This window comes from Bradyrhizobium sp. AUGA SZCCT0182 (assembly GCF_018130185.1).
GTDB lineage: Bacteria > Pseudomonadota > Alphaproteobacteria > Rhizobiales > Xanthobacteraceae > Bradyrhizobium.
Genome location: NZ_JAFCLY010000052.1, coordinates 26,188 through 43,291, shown reverse-complemented (window position 1 = coordinate 43,291; position 17,104 = coordinate 26,188). Strand labels below are relative to the sequence as shown.

Annotated in this window: 20 protein-coding genes and 2 pseudogenes; 10 read left to right on the top strand and 12 right to left on the bottom strand. The window is 58.5% G+C overall.

Translation table 11 applies throughout. The annotated features are described in order from the left end of the window. Nucleotides 1-343 precede the first annotated feature (343 nt). A complete protein-coding gene (locus JQ611_RS35665) occupies nt 344-604 on the top strand; it encodes a hypothetical protein (protein WP_212468087.1) in 261 nt (86 codons plus the stop codon). A gap of 357 nt (nt 605-961) precedes the next feature. Here the strand turns inward: JQ611_RS35665 and JQ611_RS35660 are convergent, their stop codons facing one another. Continuing rightward, a complete protein-coding gene (locus JQ611_RS35660) occupies nt 962-1,168 on the bottom strand; it encodes a DUF2188 domain-containing protein (RefSeq protein ID WP_212039285.1) in 207 nt (68 codons plus the stop codon). A 12-nt stretch (nt 1,169-1,180) separates the two neighbouring features. Continuing rightward, nucleotides 1,181-1,339, bottom strand: a complete 159-nt coding sequence (locus JQ611_RS35655) for a hypothetical protein (protein ID WP_212039284.1) — start codon at nt 1,337-1,339, stop codon at nt 1,181-1,183. A 104-nt stretch (nt 1,340-1,443) separates the two neighbouring features. On the opposite strand from JQ611_RS35655, the gene JQ611_RS35650 reads away from it, so the two are divergent. The 3 genes and pseudogenes from JQ611_RS35650 (at nt 1,444) to JQ611_RS35645 (ending at nt 3,347) form a co-directional block, all read left to right on the top strand. Continuing rightward, nucleotides 1,444-2,214: an RNA ligase family protein gene (locus tag JQ611_RS35650; protein WP_409411321.1), complete on the top strand. Its 771-nt coding sequence runs from the start codon at nt 1,444-1,446 to the stop codon at nt 2,212-2,214. Then, nucleotides 2,199-2,363, top strand: a pseudogene (locus JQ611_RS43170) (DNA ligase); the annotation flags it as partial. The gene JQ611_RS35650 and the pseudogene JQ611_RS43170, both read left to right, overlap by 16 nt. A 288-nt stretch (nt 2,364-2,651) precedes the next feature. Beyond that, nucleotides 2,652-3,347 carry an outer membrane protein gene (locus JQ611_RS35645; protein ID WP_212468086.1) on the top strand — a complete coding sequence of 232 codons (696 nt, stop codon included), beginning with the start codon at nt 2,652-2,654 and terminating at the stop codon, nt 3,345-3,347. 460 nt (nt 3,348-3,807) lie between these two features. Here the strand turns inward: JQ611_RS35645 and JQ611_RS35640 are convergent, their stop codons facing one another. Continuing rightward, nucleotides 3,808-4,125, bottom strand: a complete 318-nt coding sequence (locus JQ611_RS35640) for a PilZ domain-containing protein (RefSeq protein WP_212468085.1) — start codon at nt 4,123-4,125, stop codon at nt 3,808-3,810. Between the two features lie 231 nt (nt 4,126-4,356). Here JQ611_RS35640 and JQ611_RS35635 point away from each other — a divergent pair, with 231 nt between their 5' ends. After that, nucleotides 4,357-4,749, top strand: a complete 393-nt coding sequence (locus tag JQ611_RS35635) for a response regulator (RefSeq protein WP_212468084.1) — start codon at nt 4,357-4,359, stop codon at nt 4,747-4,749. A 277-nt stretch (nt 4,750-5,026) separates the two neighbouring features. On the opposite strand, the pseudogene JQ611_RS35630 reads toward JQ611_RS35635, so the two are convergent. From JQ611_RS35630 to JQ611_RS35615, 4 genes and pseudogenes are all read right to left on the bottom strand, one after another. Continuing rightward, a pseudogene (locus JQ611_RS35630) lies at nt 5,027-5,176 on the bottom strand (DUF892 family protein); the annotation flags it as partial. Between the two features lie 560 nt (nt 5,177-5,736). Continuing rightward, nucleotides 5,737-5,928, bottom strand: a complete 192-nt coding sequence (locus JQ611_RS35625) for a hypothetical protein (protein ID WP_212468082.1) — start codon at nt 5,926-5,928, stop codon at nt 5,737-5,739. Between the two features lie 208 nt (nt 5,929-6,136). Beyond that, entirely contained in the window at nt 6,137-6,490 is a 354-nt protein-coding gene (locus JQ611_RS35620; protein ID WP_212468081.1) for a hypothetical protein, read from the bottom strand. Nucleotides 6,491-6,888: 398 nt separating this feature from the next. Further along, entirely contained in the window at nt 6,889-8,067 is a 1,179-nt protein-coding gene (locus JQ611_RS35615) for a sensor histidine kinase (RefSeq protein WP_212468080.1), read from the bottom strand. Between the two features lie 258 nt (nt 8,068-8,325). Here JQ611_RS35615 and JQ611_RS35610 point away from each other — a divergent pair, with 258 nt between their 5' ends. Beyond that, nucleotides 8,326-8,748, top strand: a complete 423-nt coding sequence (locus tag JQ611_RS35610; protein ID WP_212468079.1) for a hypothetical protein — start codon at nt 8,326-8,328, stop codon at nt 8,746-8,748. A gap of 149 nt (nt 8,749-8,897) precedes the next feature. On the opposite strand, the gene JQ611_RS35605 is transcribed toward JQ611_RS35610, so the two are convergent. Next, complete coding sequence (locus JQ611_RS35605) at nt 8,898-9,200, bottom strand: hypothetical protein (protein WP_212468078.1); 303 nt, start codon at nt 9,198-9,200, stop codon at nt 8,898-8,900. Here JQ611_RS35605 and JQ611_RS35600 point away from each other — a divergent pair. The 4 genes from JQ611_RS35600 to JQ611_RS35585 all read left to right on the top strand — a co-directional run bounded on the left by JQ611_RS35600 (nt 9,190) and on the right by JQ611_RS35585 (nt 12,669). After that, nucleotides 9,190-9,453, top strand: coding sequence for a hypothetical protein (locus tag JQ611_RS35600; RefSeq protein ID WP_212468077.1), 264 nt, complete (start codon nt 9,190-9,192; stop codon nt 9,451-9,453). The two genes, JQ611_RS35605 and JQ611_RS35600, sit on opposite strands and share 11 nt — an antisense overlap. Before the next feature lie 574 nt (nt 9,454-10,027). Then, a complete protein-coding gene (locus JQ611_RS35595; protein ID WP_212468076.1) occupies nt 10,028-10,201 on the top strand; it encodes a hypothetical protein in 174 nt (57 codons plus the stop codon). 1,804 nt (nt 10,202-12,005) lie between these two features. Further along, on the top strand, nt 12,006-12,350 hold the full coding sequence (locus tag JQ611_RS35590) for a hypothetical protein (protein ID WP_212468075.1): 345 nt from the start codon (nt 12,006-12,008) through the stop codon (nt 12,348-12,350). A gap of 55 nt (nt 12,351-12,405) precedes the next feature. After that, a complete protein-coding gene (locus JQ611_RS35585; protein ID WP_212468074.1) occupies nt 12,406-12,669 on the top strand; it encodes a hypothetical protein in 264 nt (87 codons plus the stop codon). 9 nt (nt 12,670-12,678) lie between these two features. Here the strand turns inward: JQ611_RS35585 and JQ611_RS35580 are convergent, their stop codons facing one another. The 4 genes from JQ611_RS35580 to JQ611_RS42865 all read right to left on the bottom strand — a co-directional run bounded on the left by JQ611_RS35580 (nt 12,679) and on the right by JQ611_RS42865 (nt 17,104). Then, nucleotides 12,679-13,839: an IS30 family transposase gene (locus JQ611_RS35580; RefSeq protein ID WP_212468073.1), complete on the bottom strand. Its 1,161-nt coding sequence runs from the start codon at nt 13,837-13,839 to the stop codon at nt 12,679-12,681. 173 nt (nt 13,840-14,012) lie between these two features. Then, nucleotides 14,013-14,552: a c-type cytochrome gene (locus JQ611_RS35575; protein ID WP_212270201.1), complete on the bottom strand. Its 540-nt coding sequence runs from the start codon at nt 14,550-14,552 to the stop codon at nt 14,013-14,015. Continuing rightward, nucleotides 14,539-15,810 (bottom strand): sulfite dehydrogenase, encoded by a 1,272-nt coding sequence (soxC, locus tag JQ611_RS35570; protein ID WP_212000720.1) that lies wholly within the window; start codon nt 15,808-15,810, stop codon nt 14,539-14,541. Before soxC ends, JQ611_RS35575 begins: the two co-directional genes overlap by 14 nt. Before the next feature lie 466 nt (nt 15,811-16,276). Then, entirely contained in the window at nt 16,277-17,104 is an 828-nt protein-coding gene (locus JQ611_RS42865) for a tetratricopeptide repeat protein (protein ID WP_312012342.1), read from the bottom strand.

Below are 17,104 nucleotides of genomic sequence, written 5' to 3'. Positions count from 1 at the left end.
CGGGCTTGCCGACGCACGCCAGGCAATGGCGCTGGGATTGCGGCTTCTATCCGGTGTCACACCGCGGACGGTCTCGCTCGGGCTACGTTGCAACCTTCGATGAGGCACGGGCTGGCTTCGAAAAAGCGTGGAAAGACTATCTCCCGCGATGCACCGAGGCCGACTTTATCGAACATCGTCGCCAGCGAGCATGGACCGCATGGAAATACATGATGCAGGAAGCCGGCCTACCGTTGCCGACGCAATCGACCAGTGGACAGGCACGCTGTTTCTGTGGCGCCGCGATCGATATGGCGGTAACCGATCGTCACGTTCAGGATGCACATAGGGATTCGCAGCACGCATGAAGTTCAGCGCTGATCGACCCTACTCCGATCCGGAAGCCGCCGCGCGCAAGCTGCTGGAGATCGCCAACGCGACCGAGCCGGTAGACGGAAAGATTTACATCGAGAAGATAAACGCGCCGATGCTGTACCAGGAGCGCGCCAGCCCGGCCGAATACAAGGCCGGCCTTGATCTAGCTATCGCGCGCGGATGGCTGTTGCTGCACGAAAGCGGCACTTTCGTAAAGTTCACGCCGGCCGGTGCGGACCTATTCGGCTAGGAACCAATTCTTCCTGTGGCGATTGATTGGGCGGCCGGATGACGCCGGTGGGCCGCGCCTTGCCACGGAAGGCTGTCATGGTTGAATCCTCACTACCCCGCTTCCTTGTTAGGCAAGACGGCAGCGGCACAAATTGGATGGTGTGGGACCGACTATTAAAGCGACCAGCCAAGCTTAAGGGCGAGGAGCTTGTGAAGCTGGCATTCTCGGCCGCTCAAGCCCTCAGGGATTCTCTGAACGCTGGTCCACCGACCCATGGCTGACCGGCATTAGCCGCCGTTTACGTTCCAAAGCGTTTCTTCACGGGCGACCACTTCGTCACCCTGACGCGCTAGCACGCTCGGAGCGTTGCGAGCTTCACCCCGGGTTTGCCGCACCCGTAGCCGTCCCGTGGCCGGGAGCTTTGACGATCACCTCATGACCCTGCCGGAGCGCCAATGAAGCTGCGGCAACCGCGGCCTCGAATGCCGATTCCTTGGTTTGATAGACATTCTCTGCCTTGCCGTCATGGCTCACTCGCCACTCCCCCGCGTCGCCAACGATTTCGTAAGACGCCAATCCCATTTTTGTCAGCTCCTAATGTGTTCCGGACTTTTGCCATTTCTCAAGGTCGATCTTGGCTCCGTCGTTGCGCTGCTCTTTCTCCGGGTTGCCCTTCCATGGCTTGTCCGTCTGTGCGTGCGAGCCTTGATCGGTGCGTTGGCGAGGGTCGTCTTTCGGGGTTTCTTTGCTCATGGTTCCTCCTGCTAATTTAATCGCTTAGCCGGCATCCCGTTCCAGTGTGGGGAACGAATCAGCAGCGTTTCGCTTGAATCCCGGTTCCGTAGCGGAGTTGCGTTGTGGCCTTTCAGCGGAAGAAACCGGCGGCGACCGGCGTCAAGGCGCCGTTCCCCGGATTCATCGAGCCCGCGCTTGCAACCTCGATTGGCGTCGTGCCCAACGGCGAGCGATGGATTCACGAGATCAAGTTCGACGGCTATCGCGTTCAGGTTCACCTCGCCAACGAAGCGATTAAAGTCTACACCCGCCGCGGCAATGACTGGACCAACCGCTTCAGGAAGATCGCCGACGACGCCTGGCACATCAGCGCCGGATCCGCGATCATCGACGGGGAGGTCGTGGTGCCGGCCGCCGACGGCACCACGGATTTTTCCGTTCTGCAGAACGAACTGAAGGGCAAATCGACCCGCATCGTGCTGGTCGCCTTCGACCTGGTCTATCTCAACGGTTACGACCTGCGAAAGCTGCCGCTGATGGAGCGCAAAACTCACCTTAAAAAGCTGATCGCCGCGACCGACATCCAGTTCAGCGAAAGCTTCGAGGCCGACGGCCGCGAGATCTACAAGCACGCCTGCAAAGTCGGGATGGAAGGCGTGGTCTCAAAGGTGCGCGACAGCGTCTATGCGTCACGCCGGGGCAACAACTGGGTCAAGAAGGCCTGCGCCCAGCGCGAGACGCTGACGATCGCCGGGTTTGCGCTCGACGGCAAGGATTGGGACGGGATCTACCTTGGCCGCCGCAAGGGTAACGACTTGGTCTACGCCGGAAAAGTCGATCATGGCTTCGACAGGACGTCAGTTTCGGAACTCCGCAAACGATTGACGCCTTGATCCGAAAAACCCAACCGTACGCGAGACGGATAGCGCACCGGGGGATTTGGGTAGAACCGGAACTGCTCGCCGAGATCGAGTATCGGGCGAAGTCCGCGGAGGGTAAGGTAAGGCACCCCTTCTTTAAGGGCCTAAGGGAAGATCTATGAACCCGTGCGGTAATAACGGCGGTGGGTAGACTGGATCAAGATGAAGAACCCAGAACACCCGGCGATGGCGCGGGCGAAGGATGCCATCGGCTTTTCCAACAGGAAGACGTGGCGACAGTGAGCGGATAACCGCTTAGATTTTAGATTGTCGCCCGCGCCGTTAAAGTTCCGACCGGGCCTGGCACTGATTCGATCTTTATGGCGCGCTGTGTGTCATCCGCGCTACAGCAAGTTTTGCGCATTGCGCGCTAGCTGCACAGACAGAGTATGAAACCCGAAAGAACAAAAATGAAAAAGTTCCTCCTTGCTACTGTCGCCTTTGCCGCCTTGGCAGGTACAGCATCGGCAGCTGACATGGCCGCCCGTCCCTACACTAAAGCCCCAATGATGGCCTCCCCGATTTACAACTGGACTGGCTTTTACATCGGTGGTCACGTCGGCGGGGCATTCGGTGGCGACAACAACATTCTTGCCCCCGGCTTCACCGGCACCAACGGCAACGACGGTGTGTTCATGGGCGGCGTGCAGGCTGGTTACGATCACCAGTTCTCACCGAACTGGGTACTCGGCCTTGAAGCGAACTACAGCTTCCTCGACACGAACAACAATCCCTTCGTCAACCGCGGACTAGGTTCGGTCACCGGCCGCCTTGGCTACACGTGGGGTCCGGCGCTGGTGTACGTCAAAGGCGGTTATGCCTGGGCTGACTCCCGCCTCACCAACGGTTTTGGCGGCGGCACCTTTTCAAACGGCGGCGGCGGTCGCGACGGCTACACCGTCGGCGGCGGTCTCGAATACCTGTTCACTCAGAATTGGTCGGGCAAAATCGAATACCAGTACTACGATTTCGGTACCCGGAACGCTCTCTTTACCAGCGCTGCTGGCGTTGTCACCGCTGTCGGATTTCGCAACGACGAGCATACGATCAAGGCCGGCCTGAACTACCGGTTCGGTTGGGGCAACGCGGCGGCTTCTCGTTACTGACGGCTTACTAAGATGAAGATTAAAAGGGTCAGCCGTCAGGTTGGCCCTTTTTTTCATCCAACGCTTGGCACGCAGACGAAAAACCCCGCCGGTTAGGGCGGGGCTAAGTCGGGGTATCATTGCTTCTTTAGCCCGAGTGAGGCTGCTGACACCCTACCGACATAGCCGGCACAGTCGACTCGCTTTTCTTGCATGCCTACTTATCCTGCATACGGACCACCGGTTCGATAAACTGTCTCCCCTTGCAACATGCAGGATGTTCCGCTTCTTGGAACGCTAAATGTAACTTCCGCGATCGATAGTCTTGCGGCAGCTTCGGCGCTATCGGGACTGGGAGTCTGCATTGCACTGACATTCAATTTTCCCGGCAAGGCCACAGCTCGCGACGCTGTGGCCTTTTTCATTGGCCAGCAACAAGCACAAAATAACGGATTGCTAGACGTCAAACTGATCTAATGTGTTATTCAACAAACTTAGGATCTTTCGAAGATCGGTTAGCCTTTTTGCCCTTCTGTCGATGGAACGAGACGCCCATCTGGTCTCCATTTACCCATTTGAGCGAGCAGCGCCGATAAGCGAGACCGGTGGAAGAAAGCAGAAGGAAAAACTCCTTCAGCTGTAAGCCTTCAATCGAAACATTCACCGTCAATGTCGCGTCTCCGTCGGATATATCATTGATCACGCAGTCCCGGCGCCAGGTGCCGTCAATGGCCATCATGTGCGCGTTCAGACCGTGCTCGAACTTCACCCGACGTTCGCTCTCCTTCGGTGTTCCCATTCCACTCTCCGGGCAGCCCATTGCCATTTTTTCCCGAAGATGAAGCAAAGGAATTAAGGCCGTCTAAGCGCTTACCTTGGCTTTTCTGCGCATGGCTCGCCTAGCTCAAGTGGGCAATTGCTTTCCGCCGGAAAGGAGCGGAAAAGTGGTTCTCGGTCCACTTTGATACATAGAGGTGGAACCAGTCCGGTACCACCGCGTGGTACTCCTTTCAAAGACAAGGAAAATCGAGTGCAAACTGTATTGGTCCTTGTCATCGAAGATGATCCAGAAGTTCAAGCGATCCTGGACGACGCACTTTGTGAAGGAGGCTACGAACCTGCTTTGGCAGCATCTGGCGAGGAAGCCGTTACCTTGCTGAAGGGCAGGAAGTTGCCGTATCGCGCGCTGGTAACGGACATCAATTTGCTTGGCAGGATCGATGGTTGGGAAGTCGCCAAGCAGGCGAGAGAAATGGACCCGCACTTCCCCGTCATCTACATGACGGGCGCTGCCGCGGATCAATGGCCATCTCACGGCGTACCCAACAGCGTCCTGCTCAGGAAACCATTCGCGCCGGCGCAGCTTGTAACCGCAATTTCCACTTTGCTTAACGCGGCGGAGCCTGTCGCCCCCACAGGTTAGGACGGCATAACTGGCGACCGCCGCCGCTGGATACTCGACCCGAGCGCGATTGGCTACAAGGGTTGCCCCCCGCCGGCAATGGCGGCTGCCAGCGGCGTCAGCCAAGTTACCGCAACTTAGTTGATCTTTCCGAGCTAGTTCGGGGTCCTCGCGGCCTTAGCAAAAAAACGGCCTCAGCGAATAAGGGGGAGAGCGCTGAGGCCTAAAGGCACGATGCCTAAATCCCATTAGACGGGATTGTAACTCAGGTGATTGCCACTTGTTCCGGGACGCTCTTCTACGCGGCTTGCGCCGCTTCTGCGTGTTGATTGACTTCCGCTTCAGCAAGTCTGCTCAAGGCAACATCGGTCGCCTTTTCTTCCTTGAGCGTGGCATCCAGAAGCTTCACTGCGTCCTTGTAGCCGAGCTCGTTCACCCAAGTCCGAAGCGTGCCGTAGCTTCTAGCAACCTTTGCAGATACTTTTCACCTTCTCATCGACTTTGGCGTTCTCTTGGCTAATTACCGCGTCAGCGGGAGTGGAAGGGCCGCCCGGGGTCACCGTACCGTCAATGCGGCCAGTGCTTGTGCCACCGGCTCTGTTACCTGCTGTCCCAGTTGTGATGGAGCCGCGAGGTGCAGAGTTTCCCCCGCTCGCATTCCCCGGGGAGCCGCCAGAGTTTGCGGTCCCTACCGCATTAGTGCCCGGTACATTCCGAGGTGCGCCAGCGTTGGCCGCCCCGCTCGGGTCGTTCAACGAATTATTGAGACCCGCTGGGTTCGCGGGCCCGTTCGGCGCACCGCTGATTGCCGAACTGCCGGCGCCAGCGGAGCCTGCGCTAGGGGCTGTGGTTCCGGAACTAGTCCCCACTGAACCTCCGGACGCGCCACCGCCAGAGGCGCCGCCCCCCGCGGATCCGCCGCCTGAGCTTCCACCGCCGCCTCCTCCGCCACCACCACTTTGAGCAAAAGAAGCCATGGGCGAAAGCAGAAGGGCAATAACGAGCAGTTTACCGGGGAGGCGTATCGACATCGGCAATCTCCTTCTCTGCCACGACAAGCAATTGGGGCAGGCGTTGTTCCTCATTCCCGTATTGGTTCAGGACCGCCTTACGCCCATCGACTTTCGGAACGACAGCGACGCCAGGCGCAGGAACACGCTGCACCGAACGCTTGGCGTTGGACGGATCATCAAGCGCCATCTGAACAATGAATGCGCTAGCGGCATTAACAGGGTGCGCGATCGAGCCTCACTTTGAGAACCCATCGCGATACCGGGTTTGTGAGGTTTGCGCCTGCCGCGTCCCTTGGTGCACCGACACGTCTGCCGGAGCGTCTGCGGATTCAAAAAGCGAACGAAAGCAAAACCTGCCAGAGCGGCGATTCCGAGACTAGCCGTGGGCTGCCGTCTTACAAAGGATTGCCATTGAGCACCAGATCATTGAGGCCCCCCGTGCGGATCGAGCCCGCGACGCTTTCAACTTGGGATGCGGCGTTTCGGATAAATTTTCCGACAATGGGAAAATCGCTGTCGAACTCCCGGCCGGCGCAACGTATCGCCTCAGCCACGCTGTCCACGTAGGCGGCGCCGGCATCTTTCTTATGCGACACCGCTTGCTTGATAGTTTCGGTCCCCTGTCCAGCCATTTCCTTTGCTTCATTGGCCAGGCCCGACGCCTCGTCTTTCAGGTTCTTGTTCCCTGCGCCAGCCTTATCATTGAACTCGCGACCTGCTTCTATCGCCTGCTCGCTGAAGGTCCTCAATGTTTCGCCACCGGCGGTGGCGGCCTGTGCCCGATCGTGTTGTCCACTCAGCCATGTTCTTCTCCCTCCGACGTTGTGAATTGATGCTCTGAACTTGCTCAGGCACGAATGCGGTCGTGAGCGTTCCTCCTATTCAAACGATGCACTTATCGAAAAGTGCCAAAGATCGGCTGCCGTTCGACCGGCCCGCGCACCCGGCTTCTCCGCATAGACGACAAAAAGCGATGGCTGGAACGAATGCGCTGACTGACGTTCTCCGACTTCTATCGCGGCGCCCCCCAACCAGAGGGCGCATCAGCTTCCTCGGGCACTTCCGTATCGCCCCAGTGCAAGCTGTTTCGAAGTGTCCTAATTCGCCTTAACGAATGGTCTCACCGTGTTTGTTCGGTGCTGAAAAATCACGTCATCAATGGAAAGGTGAGCGACGTCGTCGTCCCCTTGTCGCTGCTTTCCTGACCAACTGCCCCGCCGATCTGTCGTGCAAGCGAGGCAATTAATTTGAGGCCAGATCCGTTTTTGTTGGGATTCTGGATGCCGCGGCCGTTGTCGGATACCGTCAAACGGGCCTCACCATAGCCGACACCTCCTACCAGGCGCACCCGTATCCTTCCACCTTCTGGGCCGAATGCATGCTTGATACTGTTCATCACGCTCTCATTCAAGATGAGGCCAACCGGCAACGCCCGCTCAATACTCAATTCGAGTTCGTCGCATTCGACATCTACTTCGACTTCTTCGACCTGCTGATGGATCGCGCTGCAAAGGGCGCGTATATAATAGGAAAGCCTGACGGTTTGGCCTTCGTTTCGAAATGAAAGCTGATCATGTGCGAGAGAGATCGCATGGATGCGGCTCGCCACGTGATCCAGCGCGCGGTGAGCCGCCGCTTCGGAATATCGACGTTTCTGAATGGAAATGGAGGACAGAACGAGCTGGAAGTTATTCTTTACCCGATGTTGCATTTCGCGAAGTAAGATCTCGCGCTTTTGAGCCTCGGCGGCGGCGGCCATCAAGCGCGCCTCTTCATCCGGCCGGTCCGGGCGTCCATTGCGGCGGAGCACGGTTGCCATGAGAGCGGCAGCAGCGGTCAGGAAATCCGTCGTGTCCTCCGTGAAGTCCCTTGGCGTGGTACTGTCGACCTCCAACACACCCCAGGCCGCGCCATCTATCAGTACCGGCACGTTCGTCACCGAGACGATTCCATGCTCCTTCAAGAAGTCCGACGGGATGTACTCGTCTTGTTCGCGGAAATCCCTGATGCTGACCGGCTCAGCCGTCTGAAATGCCCGCCCCGGCGCAGAACGCAGATCAATCGTAAAGGTGGAAGAGCGTACAGCACCTTCCTTCCATCCGACACCGGCGGCGAGGAGGAGATCTGAAGTGCTCGGACGATATTGCAGAACCTTTACATGATGGATCTCCACCGCCCGGGCAATCTGGACGACGGTCTGATCCAAGAAGCGATACAAATCGGCGTTCTCACCCGCCAGTCGCCCAATATCGACCAGAATGCGGACATGACGCCGGAGCTTATCCAGCACGCCATCTTCGATTGACTCGCTCGGACGTTCTTCCATCAGCTTCTAACATTTCGTTCCCCAAAAAGTGCCAACGATCATTGATCGCCGTCCCCTGCCGAGAAAGAGAATACAGACGCGTGCCACGCCTTGTGCAGATGCGTTGGTAGCCAGCGTCTGCCGCCGCTTGGATATCACTCCGACTAGTGGGGAGGCACAATTCACGCCACAACGGCTGGGGTCATTTGCAGCCCCATAGGGAGTGGCGTGAAATGGCGCACATGTCACCGCGCATTTCGCTCTCCGGCGGCGACCGCAATGCGCAAGCGAAAAGCATCCGCCACGCACGCGCTACACAACAGCCAGTTTCGGGAAACGGTCCTGATCCGCAGTGCGGCGGAAGCCAAAATCCGCGATGCTTACCGGCTGGAATACGAGGCCTGGAACGCGATCATGTGGGCCGGCGGACCGGCGATGCCCTCCCCGGGCGATCCACAAGCCGAACCGACGATCGGCAACGCCGTCGATGGCGGCTACGATTTGCTGGAGCGAAGTGCAATCGCTGCGACGTTGCGCGGCCTCACGCATCCGGCCGAAACGCCGAACTGGAAGCTCGAGGCCGCCCTCTATTGCCTGCCATGCAGCGAGGGCCGTCATTACGGTCGCCGACAGCGGGCGCACATTATCGGTCTCACTTACGCCCGGCCGGATCTGGAGCCGGCAAAGGCGAAACGGCGATGACTTCCCTCACCCGCCGCCGCGATCGCGACCGCAGCGACGATCACCGGCAAATCTTCTACGGCGATGTACGGGTCGATATCATCGGCAAGCGCGCCGGCGTGCCGGGCAACGCCGATCGGTGGGGCTGGTACTGCGGCTTTCATCCTGCGTCACAAGGCGGGCTTGTTGACGCCGGTACGGCCGTGGATTTTGAACACGCCCGGCTCGCGTTCCATCGCGCGTGGCAACCCATACAGCCAAGATGCACCGAAGAGGATTTTGCCAGTTACCGGCGGCAGCGCGCCTGGAACCACTGGAAGCAGAAAATGTGGGAAACCGGCTTCAAACTGCCCACACAGTCCATCGATGGCCGGTCGACATGCTACTGCGGCGTGACGATCGACATCGCCACCATGGACCGTCACATCTACGCGGCACACATGAAGAAGAACAGGCCCCCGCATGAAATTCACCGGCGACAGCCTATACTCCGACCCGGAAACAGCATCCCGTCGCCTGGTGGAGCACGCACAGGCCTTCGAGCCCATCCAGGACAACCCGATCTATATCGAAAAGATCAACGGTCCCTTCCTGTTCGGCGACAAGGCCACGCCGGCGGAATACAGCGCCGGTCTCAAATACGCGATCGAGAAGGGCTGGCTGCAGCTGCACGAGAGCGGGACATTCGTGAAATTCACGCCTGCCGGCGCCGACCTCTTTGCATAACGAAAGCCGCTGATCTTTCGAGCAGCGGCCTTTCCGGGTTTCAAAGAATTCGAAATAAAAAGGTTCACCCGCCTCCCCGGTAGGGAAAGCATGGCACCTCGAACAGGCTCTGGAACAAATGTGAATCTGCCTAAGCCCTGAGCTGAATTTGGGCCAGTCCTAATTCCTGAGGGCAGCCAGACAGGCCACTTACTCATTTGGCTTAATTGGCGCTGATTTGAAGTGGTTCCCAGCAAGGGACGAAATTTAAAACTAACATTCGCTGGTCCGCGGGCGGACAATGGAACATCACCGCAACGTCCGTGGCTTCCATCGGTGATGAGAACGCCGATTGCGCTCCCGCCTTCCACAAACGGAAAGGAGCGCGCTATGAGTAGACGGCGTCGCATCGAACATAAATTATCGCTCACAGAACGACTGGCGCTATATGCCAAGGCTGCGCGAGAGAAGGCTTCCCTTCTTCCACCTGGCGCTGAGAAAGACGAACTCCTTCACAAGGCGGGACAAGCGGATCGTGCGGCGCACCTCACCGAATGGGCGAACTCGCCCGGCCTTCAGCCGCCGAAGTAGCGTCATGAAGGATTATCAGGCGTCTATTGAAAAGCTGCGTAAGGATGCCGCCGAGGCGGCGCTGATCCGGGACCTGGCGATGGATGGAGCAAAGCGCGACGTCTTCAATCGTCTATACGAGCATCTCAATCGCCTCGCAGACGAAGTCGAGCGAGCGATGCGCGGACAGACAGCTTGAGCACGACGATAGCTAGCGACCTGAGCAACCGCGACCTACAAGCTGAAGCGGATGATGCTTTGGAGGCAGCGCGATCAAATGCCGCGCGGGCCTGAGAAGTTGAATCCTTGAAAAGGGCGGGGCTGCTGCGGAGCGCTGCCGATGCTGGAGGATTATATTTGCGAAGCGTGGCAGGCCACGGAATTAAGGGCCGCCTGCGCTGGTCCCCTTCCTCACCTACGGGCCACAATAGCAACGGAGGATCACTCGGCCGTCGGCAGCATTAGATAGCCTCATGCGCTCGGCGATGGTCATTGCCACTTGTTCCCGAAATTTTGACTACAGAGTCCGGTGGCGGACAGACAAATGTCGGTCAGGGGAAATAGCCTTAGGGAGTTGCCAATCTAGGATGGTACTCGGCTCTTTGATTTCTTCGACCCTCGAATTGCCCGGCTTTCGAGCCGGGCATTTTCGTTAGTTGGAAGCTCCAAAGCAATGGCCCCAGCGCCGAGGGGGGCGTGCGCTGAGGCCGTTGGGGATACTGTCGATGTTTGCAAGATCGACAGCCGGATAAACCAGCGCCCCAAAAACCGTTCCAATCACGCTGGCCTATTTTTGATTTTGTGAGTGGCGTATTTCGGCCAGTACCCGATTGCGAGAACGTTTTCTCTGACAGATCGGTGCGAGGTTCAGAGTTGCCAGCGGCGGTACTCAGCGCGGGTTGGCCGTCCGGCGGTCAGTTGTTCGCCTGAGGCCAGCCCGACAGTCACCTACTCATTTAACCCAATTGGCATTAATCTGAAGTAGTTCCCCTGGAGGAACGAAATATAGCGCCGCAATTCAGCGGTCGGCGGCCTGACAATTGAACGGTCACCGCAACGCCCGCGGCTTCCATCGGTGATGAGATCGCCCGGCCTGCGCTCCCGCTTCCTCAAAATGGAGCAGCGCCATGCAGCGATGCCGTATCCAAGATGATACTCCTCCAGATCAGCTGGCAGCAGGACTGGCGGAGGTCTCCCGGTCTTCAGCCTCTGAAGTGATCGCTAAGCCTGCCTGGGGATATTACGCCTACGTCATTGGCGATGACGGTCATGTCCAGAATCGCGTCGAGGTCCATTGCGACGATGACGAGGAAGCCAAGCGCTGCGCCGAACAATTGGTGGATGGGCACGCGATAGAGCTATGGCAAGAGGCGCGGAAGGTCGCGACGTTCCCGCCTAAGGGATTACCCCCGTTTCAGCGCTAGGTGCACGGAACCAAAATCCCGGCACGTTGGTAGACTGAACGTGTGCGGTCAGTTTGGGATGGGTCATATTAATCATCCATCTCCTTTCTCCCCAAGAGCGGTCCGAGATTGCCAGAGCGGCTGCATCTGCCCGGTGGAGAAGGGGCTAACGGTAAGCTTCGCAAGGAATGGGCCTGTATGCGAGCAATGAAGTGTTGTCCTGCCTGTGACAAGATTCCTGAAGGTTCCTTCAAAATCTTCAGATGCAATGACTGCGGCACCGTGTTCTGCGGCGGTTGCGGGCGCTGGACCAGCCGGACGACCTTTGCCTGCCCAGCCGATGAGGACCACGATCGCGACACAGCGATAGGGTTCATCAAGAACATTTCAAACTGAGACACTACAGGGCGCGCTGGCCTAGCGAGATAGGAACCTTCGCGCTGCGGCCGGATTAAAGCCGCGTGCCGGGCCGCTCCCGGCACGTCCCCGAAAGGCAGCGGCCTCAGCGACGTCCCCCGAGCTGAGGCCGTTTTCATGTCCGAGTGATTCGCAAATCCTCCGACCCTGTCCTATCTTGGGTCGGGACGTGTGGAGTTGCGTATGAGTTCGCCGTCGGTCATTCCAAACGACCGGTTAGACCGGGATTTCTACATCGTTCTCGAAGATTTCAGTAGCGGCGCGGCCTTCCGCGAGACTGACGAGGGCATCGATTATACGACCCTGATCGCCGACCCGCTGCGCGGCGAGTATGCCCGGATCCTGCGGGTCGTCGCCTTCAATCCGGCAGAGGGCTGGTCGCGCGACGCCAGCGAAGACATCGCCCGCGAGCTCGAGCGACGCGTTGCCTCGGAGGTACGCGAGCTTTCCGATGGCCTGCAGGATTTCATCGAGGATCATTTGGGCCGCAAGATCGGAGTGCAGCTGCCGCTACCGCTGCAGATTTGAATTGCAGGAACGATGGTTTGCCCAGCCTGTTGATACAGGACGAAAGGCGCCGATCATGCGGAACATGGGCAAAGGCAACATCTTTCTACTGGCCATCCTGCTCCTCCTATTCGGCCTTACCGCAATTTGGTTTGTGGCCGCATGGAACTCCAGTGGTGACGTTGAGATGAGCAAACATGGTTGGATCGCCATGGGCCTCGGAACGGTCCTTTCCATCGTGATCGGGTGCGGCCTCATGGCCCTGATGTTCTTCAGCAGCCGTAGCGGCCACGATGAAGCCGCCGACCCGTTCCGCAAAAAACCGAAACGGCCATTTTAGGCGGCGAGTTCAACCGATCGCTGCAACACATTCTGCGAACTTCTCAGCCGGCGTCTGATAGAGCAAGGTCTTTCTCGGCCTTTCATTGAGTTGCCTTGCGATGGCACTGAGCCTAGCCTGGCTGTGCAAGGACAGATCGGTGCCACGCGGAAGATACTGGCGCAGCAATCTGTTGGTGTTTTCGTTTGAGCCGCGCTGCCAGGGAGACCGAGGGTCACAAAAATAGACCTCGACCTCGGTGGCCAGTGTCAGGCGTTGGTGATCAGCAAGCTCTTTACCTCTGTCCCAAGTCAGCGACCGGTAGAGTTCACTGGGCAGTCTCTGCGATTGTTTGATCAGCGCCGAGACGACGCTTTCAGTATCCTTGTTCGCGACCTTGACCAGCATCACGTAGCGCGAATGACGCTCGACAAGCGTTGCGACATAGCTATTCCTGGACCCGCCGATCAGGTCGCCCTCCCAGTGGCCCGGCACGGCGCGATCTTCAACAGATGCCGGCCTCTCGCTGATGGACACGGCATTCTTGATCTGCCCGAGCCCGTTTCGTTTCATGCTGGCATGTCTGGATCGGCGGACCGTGCGCCTTGCCCTCAGGTGCTCAAGAAGCTCCTTTTTCAGCACGCCGCGGGCCTGAATGAACAGGCTTCGATAGATCGTCTCGTGTGACACCTGCTTTTGAGGTTCCCCCGGATAGGTGCGCTTGAGCCAGCCGGCAATTTGCTCCGGTGACCATTGCCGCTGCAGCAAGGTTGATACTGTCCGCCTCAGGAACGGACGGCAAGCCAGCTTGCAAAGCTTGGGGCGCCGCGCCCGATCCCACCCGGCCCGATCGGACCCCGCAGCCCGATAGCGATCCGCCCCACCATTGCGCTGGACTTCACGGCTGATGGTTGACGCAGATCGTCCCAAGTGGCGCGCGATCGACCGCAACGAGCAGCGCATGCTGAGCCATCGAGAGATCTCCTCTCGTTCAGAAAGGCTGAGCGCCTGCTTGGCACGGCGCCGATCCGGAGGACGGATGCCGTCGGTCGGCGAGATCACTGAGAAGACCGACGAGGATTCCCGGTCAAATCGGCGTCCGATCGAACTCATCGGCTCGCCGGCCTGCCACCGATCCCAGATTTCTGATCGCTGGGCCGCCGAGTAATAAATGCGACGTCGCTGTTTCATGTCCACACTCCATCTTTGCTAAAAGATTAGAGTGTTGCGCTGACCAATTGAGCCCGCCCTCATTTTCAGACCTCGCTTCACACAAGTGCGAAGTCTGCGTCAAACCCATTAAACGGACATCGTCAGGCAGTGCTTCCGGAAAGTGCCAAGCGGACCAACGGCCGGCCCCGAAGCTACTTCGGATTGCGCGGGAACGGGATAAACCCGTCCCGGTTCGGCATTCTCACCTTGGGCAGCGACTGCGCATCGATCACATCGTTCGACCCGACGATCCCGTTGAGATCGAGGATATAGGCCGTTACCGCGTAGACTTCGTCCGCGGTAAGCGATTTCGACTCTTGGAATGGCATTGCGCGACGTACATAGTCGAACAGTGTTGTTGCGTAGGGCCAGTAACTTCCCACAGTCTTTATCGGTGTTTTGTCCGGTGCCAGTGTGCCCATGCCGCCGACGAGCGCTCCAGCGAGCACGACACTAGGCCCGATTCCCCTATCGCCGTGACAAGCCTGGCATTTCGCTACGTAGATGGCTTCTCCCTCGATGGCGGTGCCACGACCAGGCGGCAGACCTGCGCCATCCGGTCCGATGCTGATGTCCCACGCTGCGATGTCGGCGGGCTCGATCGATTGCCCGAACTGCGGGGATTGGGCCAGAGCGGCCGATCCGCTAGTCAGCACAGATACGCAGACTGCAACGGATTTAGACGTAAACATTGCTAGCCTCCCCCTTCTCGTCGATGCGCCAGCTTGCGATGGCGTTGTAGTGGTAGACCCCACGCAAGCCGCGCTCGTCGCCGAACTGCGCGCGCGTTGGCTGCATCATGCCCGTGTCGTCGGTGGCGCGACTCTGCAGCACGGCGGGACCGCCGTTCCATTGCCATGCTGCGCGGAAGCGCACCGGCGCCTTTGGCAGGATCGGGCCCTGCAAAGCAGCCGGCGCCCAGCTTCGTCCGCCGTCGGCCGACACGTCGACTTGTCGGATGCTGCCGTTGCCCGACCAAGCCTGCCCGGAAATCTCGTAAAATCCCGGTCCCCTCAGCGTGAGTCCCGGCGACGGACGCGTGATAACGGATTTCACTTCCATCGGGAATACGAACTGCCAGGCCTTTTCATCCTTGAGCAGGATCGTGTATTTCGATGTTTCGTCTTTGGTCATCGCGGGGTCGGCAGTCAACTTGAGCCGGCGCAGCCACTTCACGTTCATGTTGCCTTCGAACCCAGGCAGCAGCAACCGCACCGGATAGCCATTCGAAGGCCGCACTCGCTCGCCGTTCTGATAGAGACAGAGCAGCGCATCATCCATCGCCTTGGCGAGTGGGATGCTGCGGCTCATGGCGGCAGCATCTGCGCCCTCGGCGATCACCCAGCGCGCCTGAGGTTCGATGCCAGCTTCATCGAGCAACGTGGAGAGCCGCACGCCGGTCCATTCCGAGCAACCCAGCAGGCCGTGAATAGCCGCCACATTGAGCGGCTGCGCCTGAGGCGCGTTGAGCGCCTGGCTGTTGCCGCCACACTCGATGAAGGCGATGCGCGATTGCATCGGATAGCGCGACAGCGCTTCGACCGTAAACACAAGCGGGCGCTTCACAAGTCCATGGATCACCAGTCGGTGTTGATCGGGATCGATTTCTGGGACGCCGGAATGGCTACGCTCGAAATGCAGCCCGGATGGCGTGATCATTCCTTCGAGCATATGCAGCGGCGTGCGTGACGCGCCGACACCGGCCGGGTTGGGGGGCGGCGGAAAGACTTTGATGACCTTGCTCTCGAACGGTGAAGGCTGGCCGTAGCCCCCAAATCCCGGACCCGGCACCTTCATCCATGGCTGCACCGTAAGCGGTTCTGCCGATCCGCGGGACAGGCCCGCGCTGGTCGCACCGGCAACGAGCGCGCCTTCAAGAAAGATGCGGCGGCTTAGAATTCCATTGCCCGCCGCCGGATCGCCTGGTTCGGGATGAGTTTTTCCAACCATGAGCAGCCCTCCCTCGTTGCGGTCAAATTAAGCATTTCGCCTGCCCATGCGCACGGCGAATGCTCGGTGATAAACCAGCAAAAAAAAGATGGTCGGTTTTATTGAGCGTGCGATGCCGCCGACGGCATTTCCCGGTGCCAATCGTCTCGAAGACGGAGACGTCGGCCCGTCCCGTCTCGAAAAACAGCTTTAAAGAAGATTACAGGATCCCACGCCCATCCAAAAGACCTTCATATTGGCTACGATGTCGCACAAACAATGCAGTCAAAGCCAATGGTCCCATGTCCGTGATGGGTCATTCGCGTCGGTTTTAGCCGGACCACGGCACTTCCGGTCTACCCCGGTGAACGGACATTCTCAGGATAGGCAGGCATGTCTCAAAGGTGCCAAGACCGGACATTATGGTTGCGGCCTGCTCAATCATTCGCTGGTGCGACGAGAAGGGAACGGCCGAACAAGCGACGCGTCACTCTGGCAGTCCTGCTCTGCGTAGGCCATCGAAATAACTCTGAGGCCATTTACCGCTACGAGACAGGAGATCAGATATTCGAAAACTGGGTTCAATTTCAAGTATCTGAGCCACTATTCTCTTGGCTTCTGCATCTCGCCCAAGGTGCGCTAGAGCAGCCGCGAGGCATCGATTGGCCAACCCGAATGTTTTGTTCTTACGAAGGGCTTTCATGGCCACGGCGACCGCCTCATCGAAGCGGCGAAGATCGATGAACGCAACACCTAGCATTGAATAGGTTACGAAAAGCGTTGGATCGAGCGGATTCAGCCGTATGCTGCGTTCAAAACTACATACCGCCTCTTGAGCCTGTCCTACATATACGCAGGTCACGCCTCTAAAACCCCACGCCGTGGCTGAGTTAACATTAAGAGCTACGGCTCGATCGACCATCTCTATCGCAGTGTCGAAATCACCTGACACGTAAGCTTTTGCGAGTCCAACGCAGGCCAGCGTATCTGAGTCATGCTCGTCGATACTAAGCACTAACTGGGCAAGCCGTGCCGCCTCCTTGAGATCCGACTGTGGATCAATAGCCCATCTTTGCATGAGGTTGATGGTGTGACAGACGGTGGCCAATGAGGCCGCGCGGCTGTAACGAGGATCAATCTCCAACGCGCGATAGAGCAGCCGAAGGGCTTCCTCCACCTCTTCACGATTCATCGCATAATAGTGAGCTGTCGCCCGAAGATACAGATCATAGGCGCTCAAGCTGTTCGGACGCCGCGCAGCCAGATCAATTTCAGCTTGCTGCAATTTCGGCTGAATGGCTGAGACGACTTTCAC

Coding starts and splice junctions, on each gene's coding strand:
- JQ611_RS35665 (WP_212468087.1), top strand. CDS start 344: ATGAAGTTCAGCGCTGATCGACCCTACTCCGATCCGGAAGCCGCCGCG.
- JQ611_RS35660 (WP_212039285.1), bottom strand. CDS start 1,168: ATGGGATTGGCGTCTTACGAAATCGTTGGCGACGCGGGGGAGTGGCGA.
- JQ611_RS35655 (WP_212039284.1), bottom strand. CDS start 1,339: ATGAGCAAAGAAACCCCGAAAGACGACCCTCGCCAACGCACCGATCAA.
- JQ611_RS35645 (WP_212468086.1), top strand. CDS start 2,652: ATGAAAAAGTTCCTCCTTGCTACTGTCGCCTTTGCCGCCTTGGCAGGT.
- JQ611_RS35640 (WP_212468085.1), bottom strand. CDS start 4,125: ATGGGAACACCGAAGGAGAGCGAACGTCGGGTGAAGTTCGAGCACGGT.
- JQ611_RS35625 (WP_212468082.1), bottom strand. CDS start 5,928: ATGGCGCTTGATGATCCGTCCAACGCCAAGCGTTCGGTGCAGCGTGTT.
- JQ611_RS35615 (WP_212468080.1), bottom strand. CDS start 8,067: ATGGAAGAACGTCCGAGCGAGTCAATCGAAGATGGCGTGCTGGATAAG.
- JQ611_RS35610 (WP_212468079.1), top strand. CDS start 8,326: ATGCGCAAGCGAAAAGCATCCGCCACGCACGCGCTACACAACAGCCAG.
- JQ611_RS35600 (WP_212468077.1), top strand. CDS start 9,190: ATGAAATTCACCGGCGACAGCCTATACTCCGACCCGGAAACAGCATCC.
- JQ611_RS35595 (WP_212468076.1), top strand. CDS start 10,028: ATGAAGGATTATCAGGCGTCTATTGAAAAGCTGCGTAAGGATGCCGCC.
- JQ611_RS35590 (WP_212468075.1), top strand. CDS start 12,006: ATGAGTTCGCCGTCGGTCATTCCAAACGACCGGTTAGACCGGGATTTC.
- JQ611_RS35585 (WP_212468074.1), top strand. CDS start 12,406: ATGCGGAACATGGGCAAAGGCAACATCTTTCTACTGGCCATCCTGCTC.
- JQ611_RS35580 (WP_212468073.1), bottom strand. CDS start 13,839: ATGAAACAGCGACGTCGCATTTATTACTCGGCGGCCCAGCGATCAGAA.
- JQ611_RS35575 (WP_212270201.1), bottom strand. CDS start 14,552: ATGTTTACGTCTAAATCCGTTGCAGTCTGCGTATCTGTGCTGACTAGC.
- soxC (WP_212000720.1), bottom strand. CDS start 15,810: ATGGTTGGAAAAACTCATCCCGAACCAGGCGATCCGGCGGCGGGCAAT.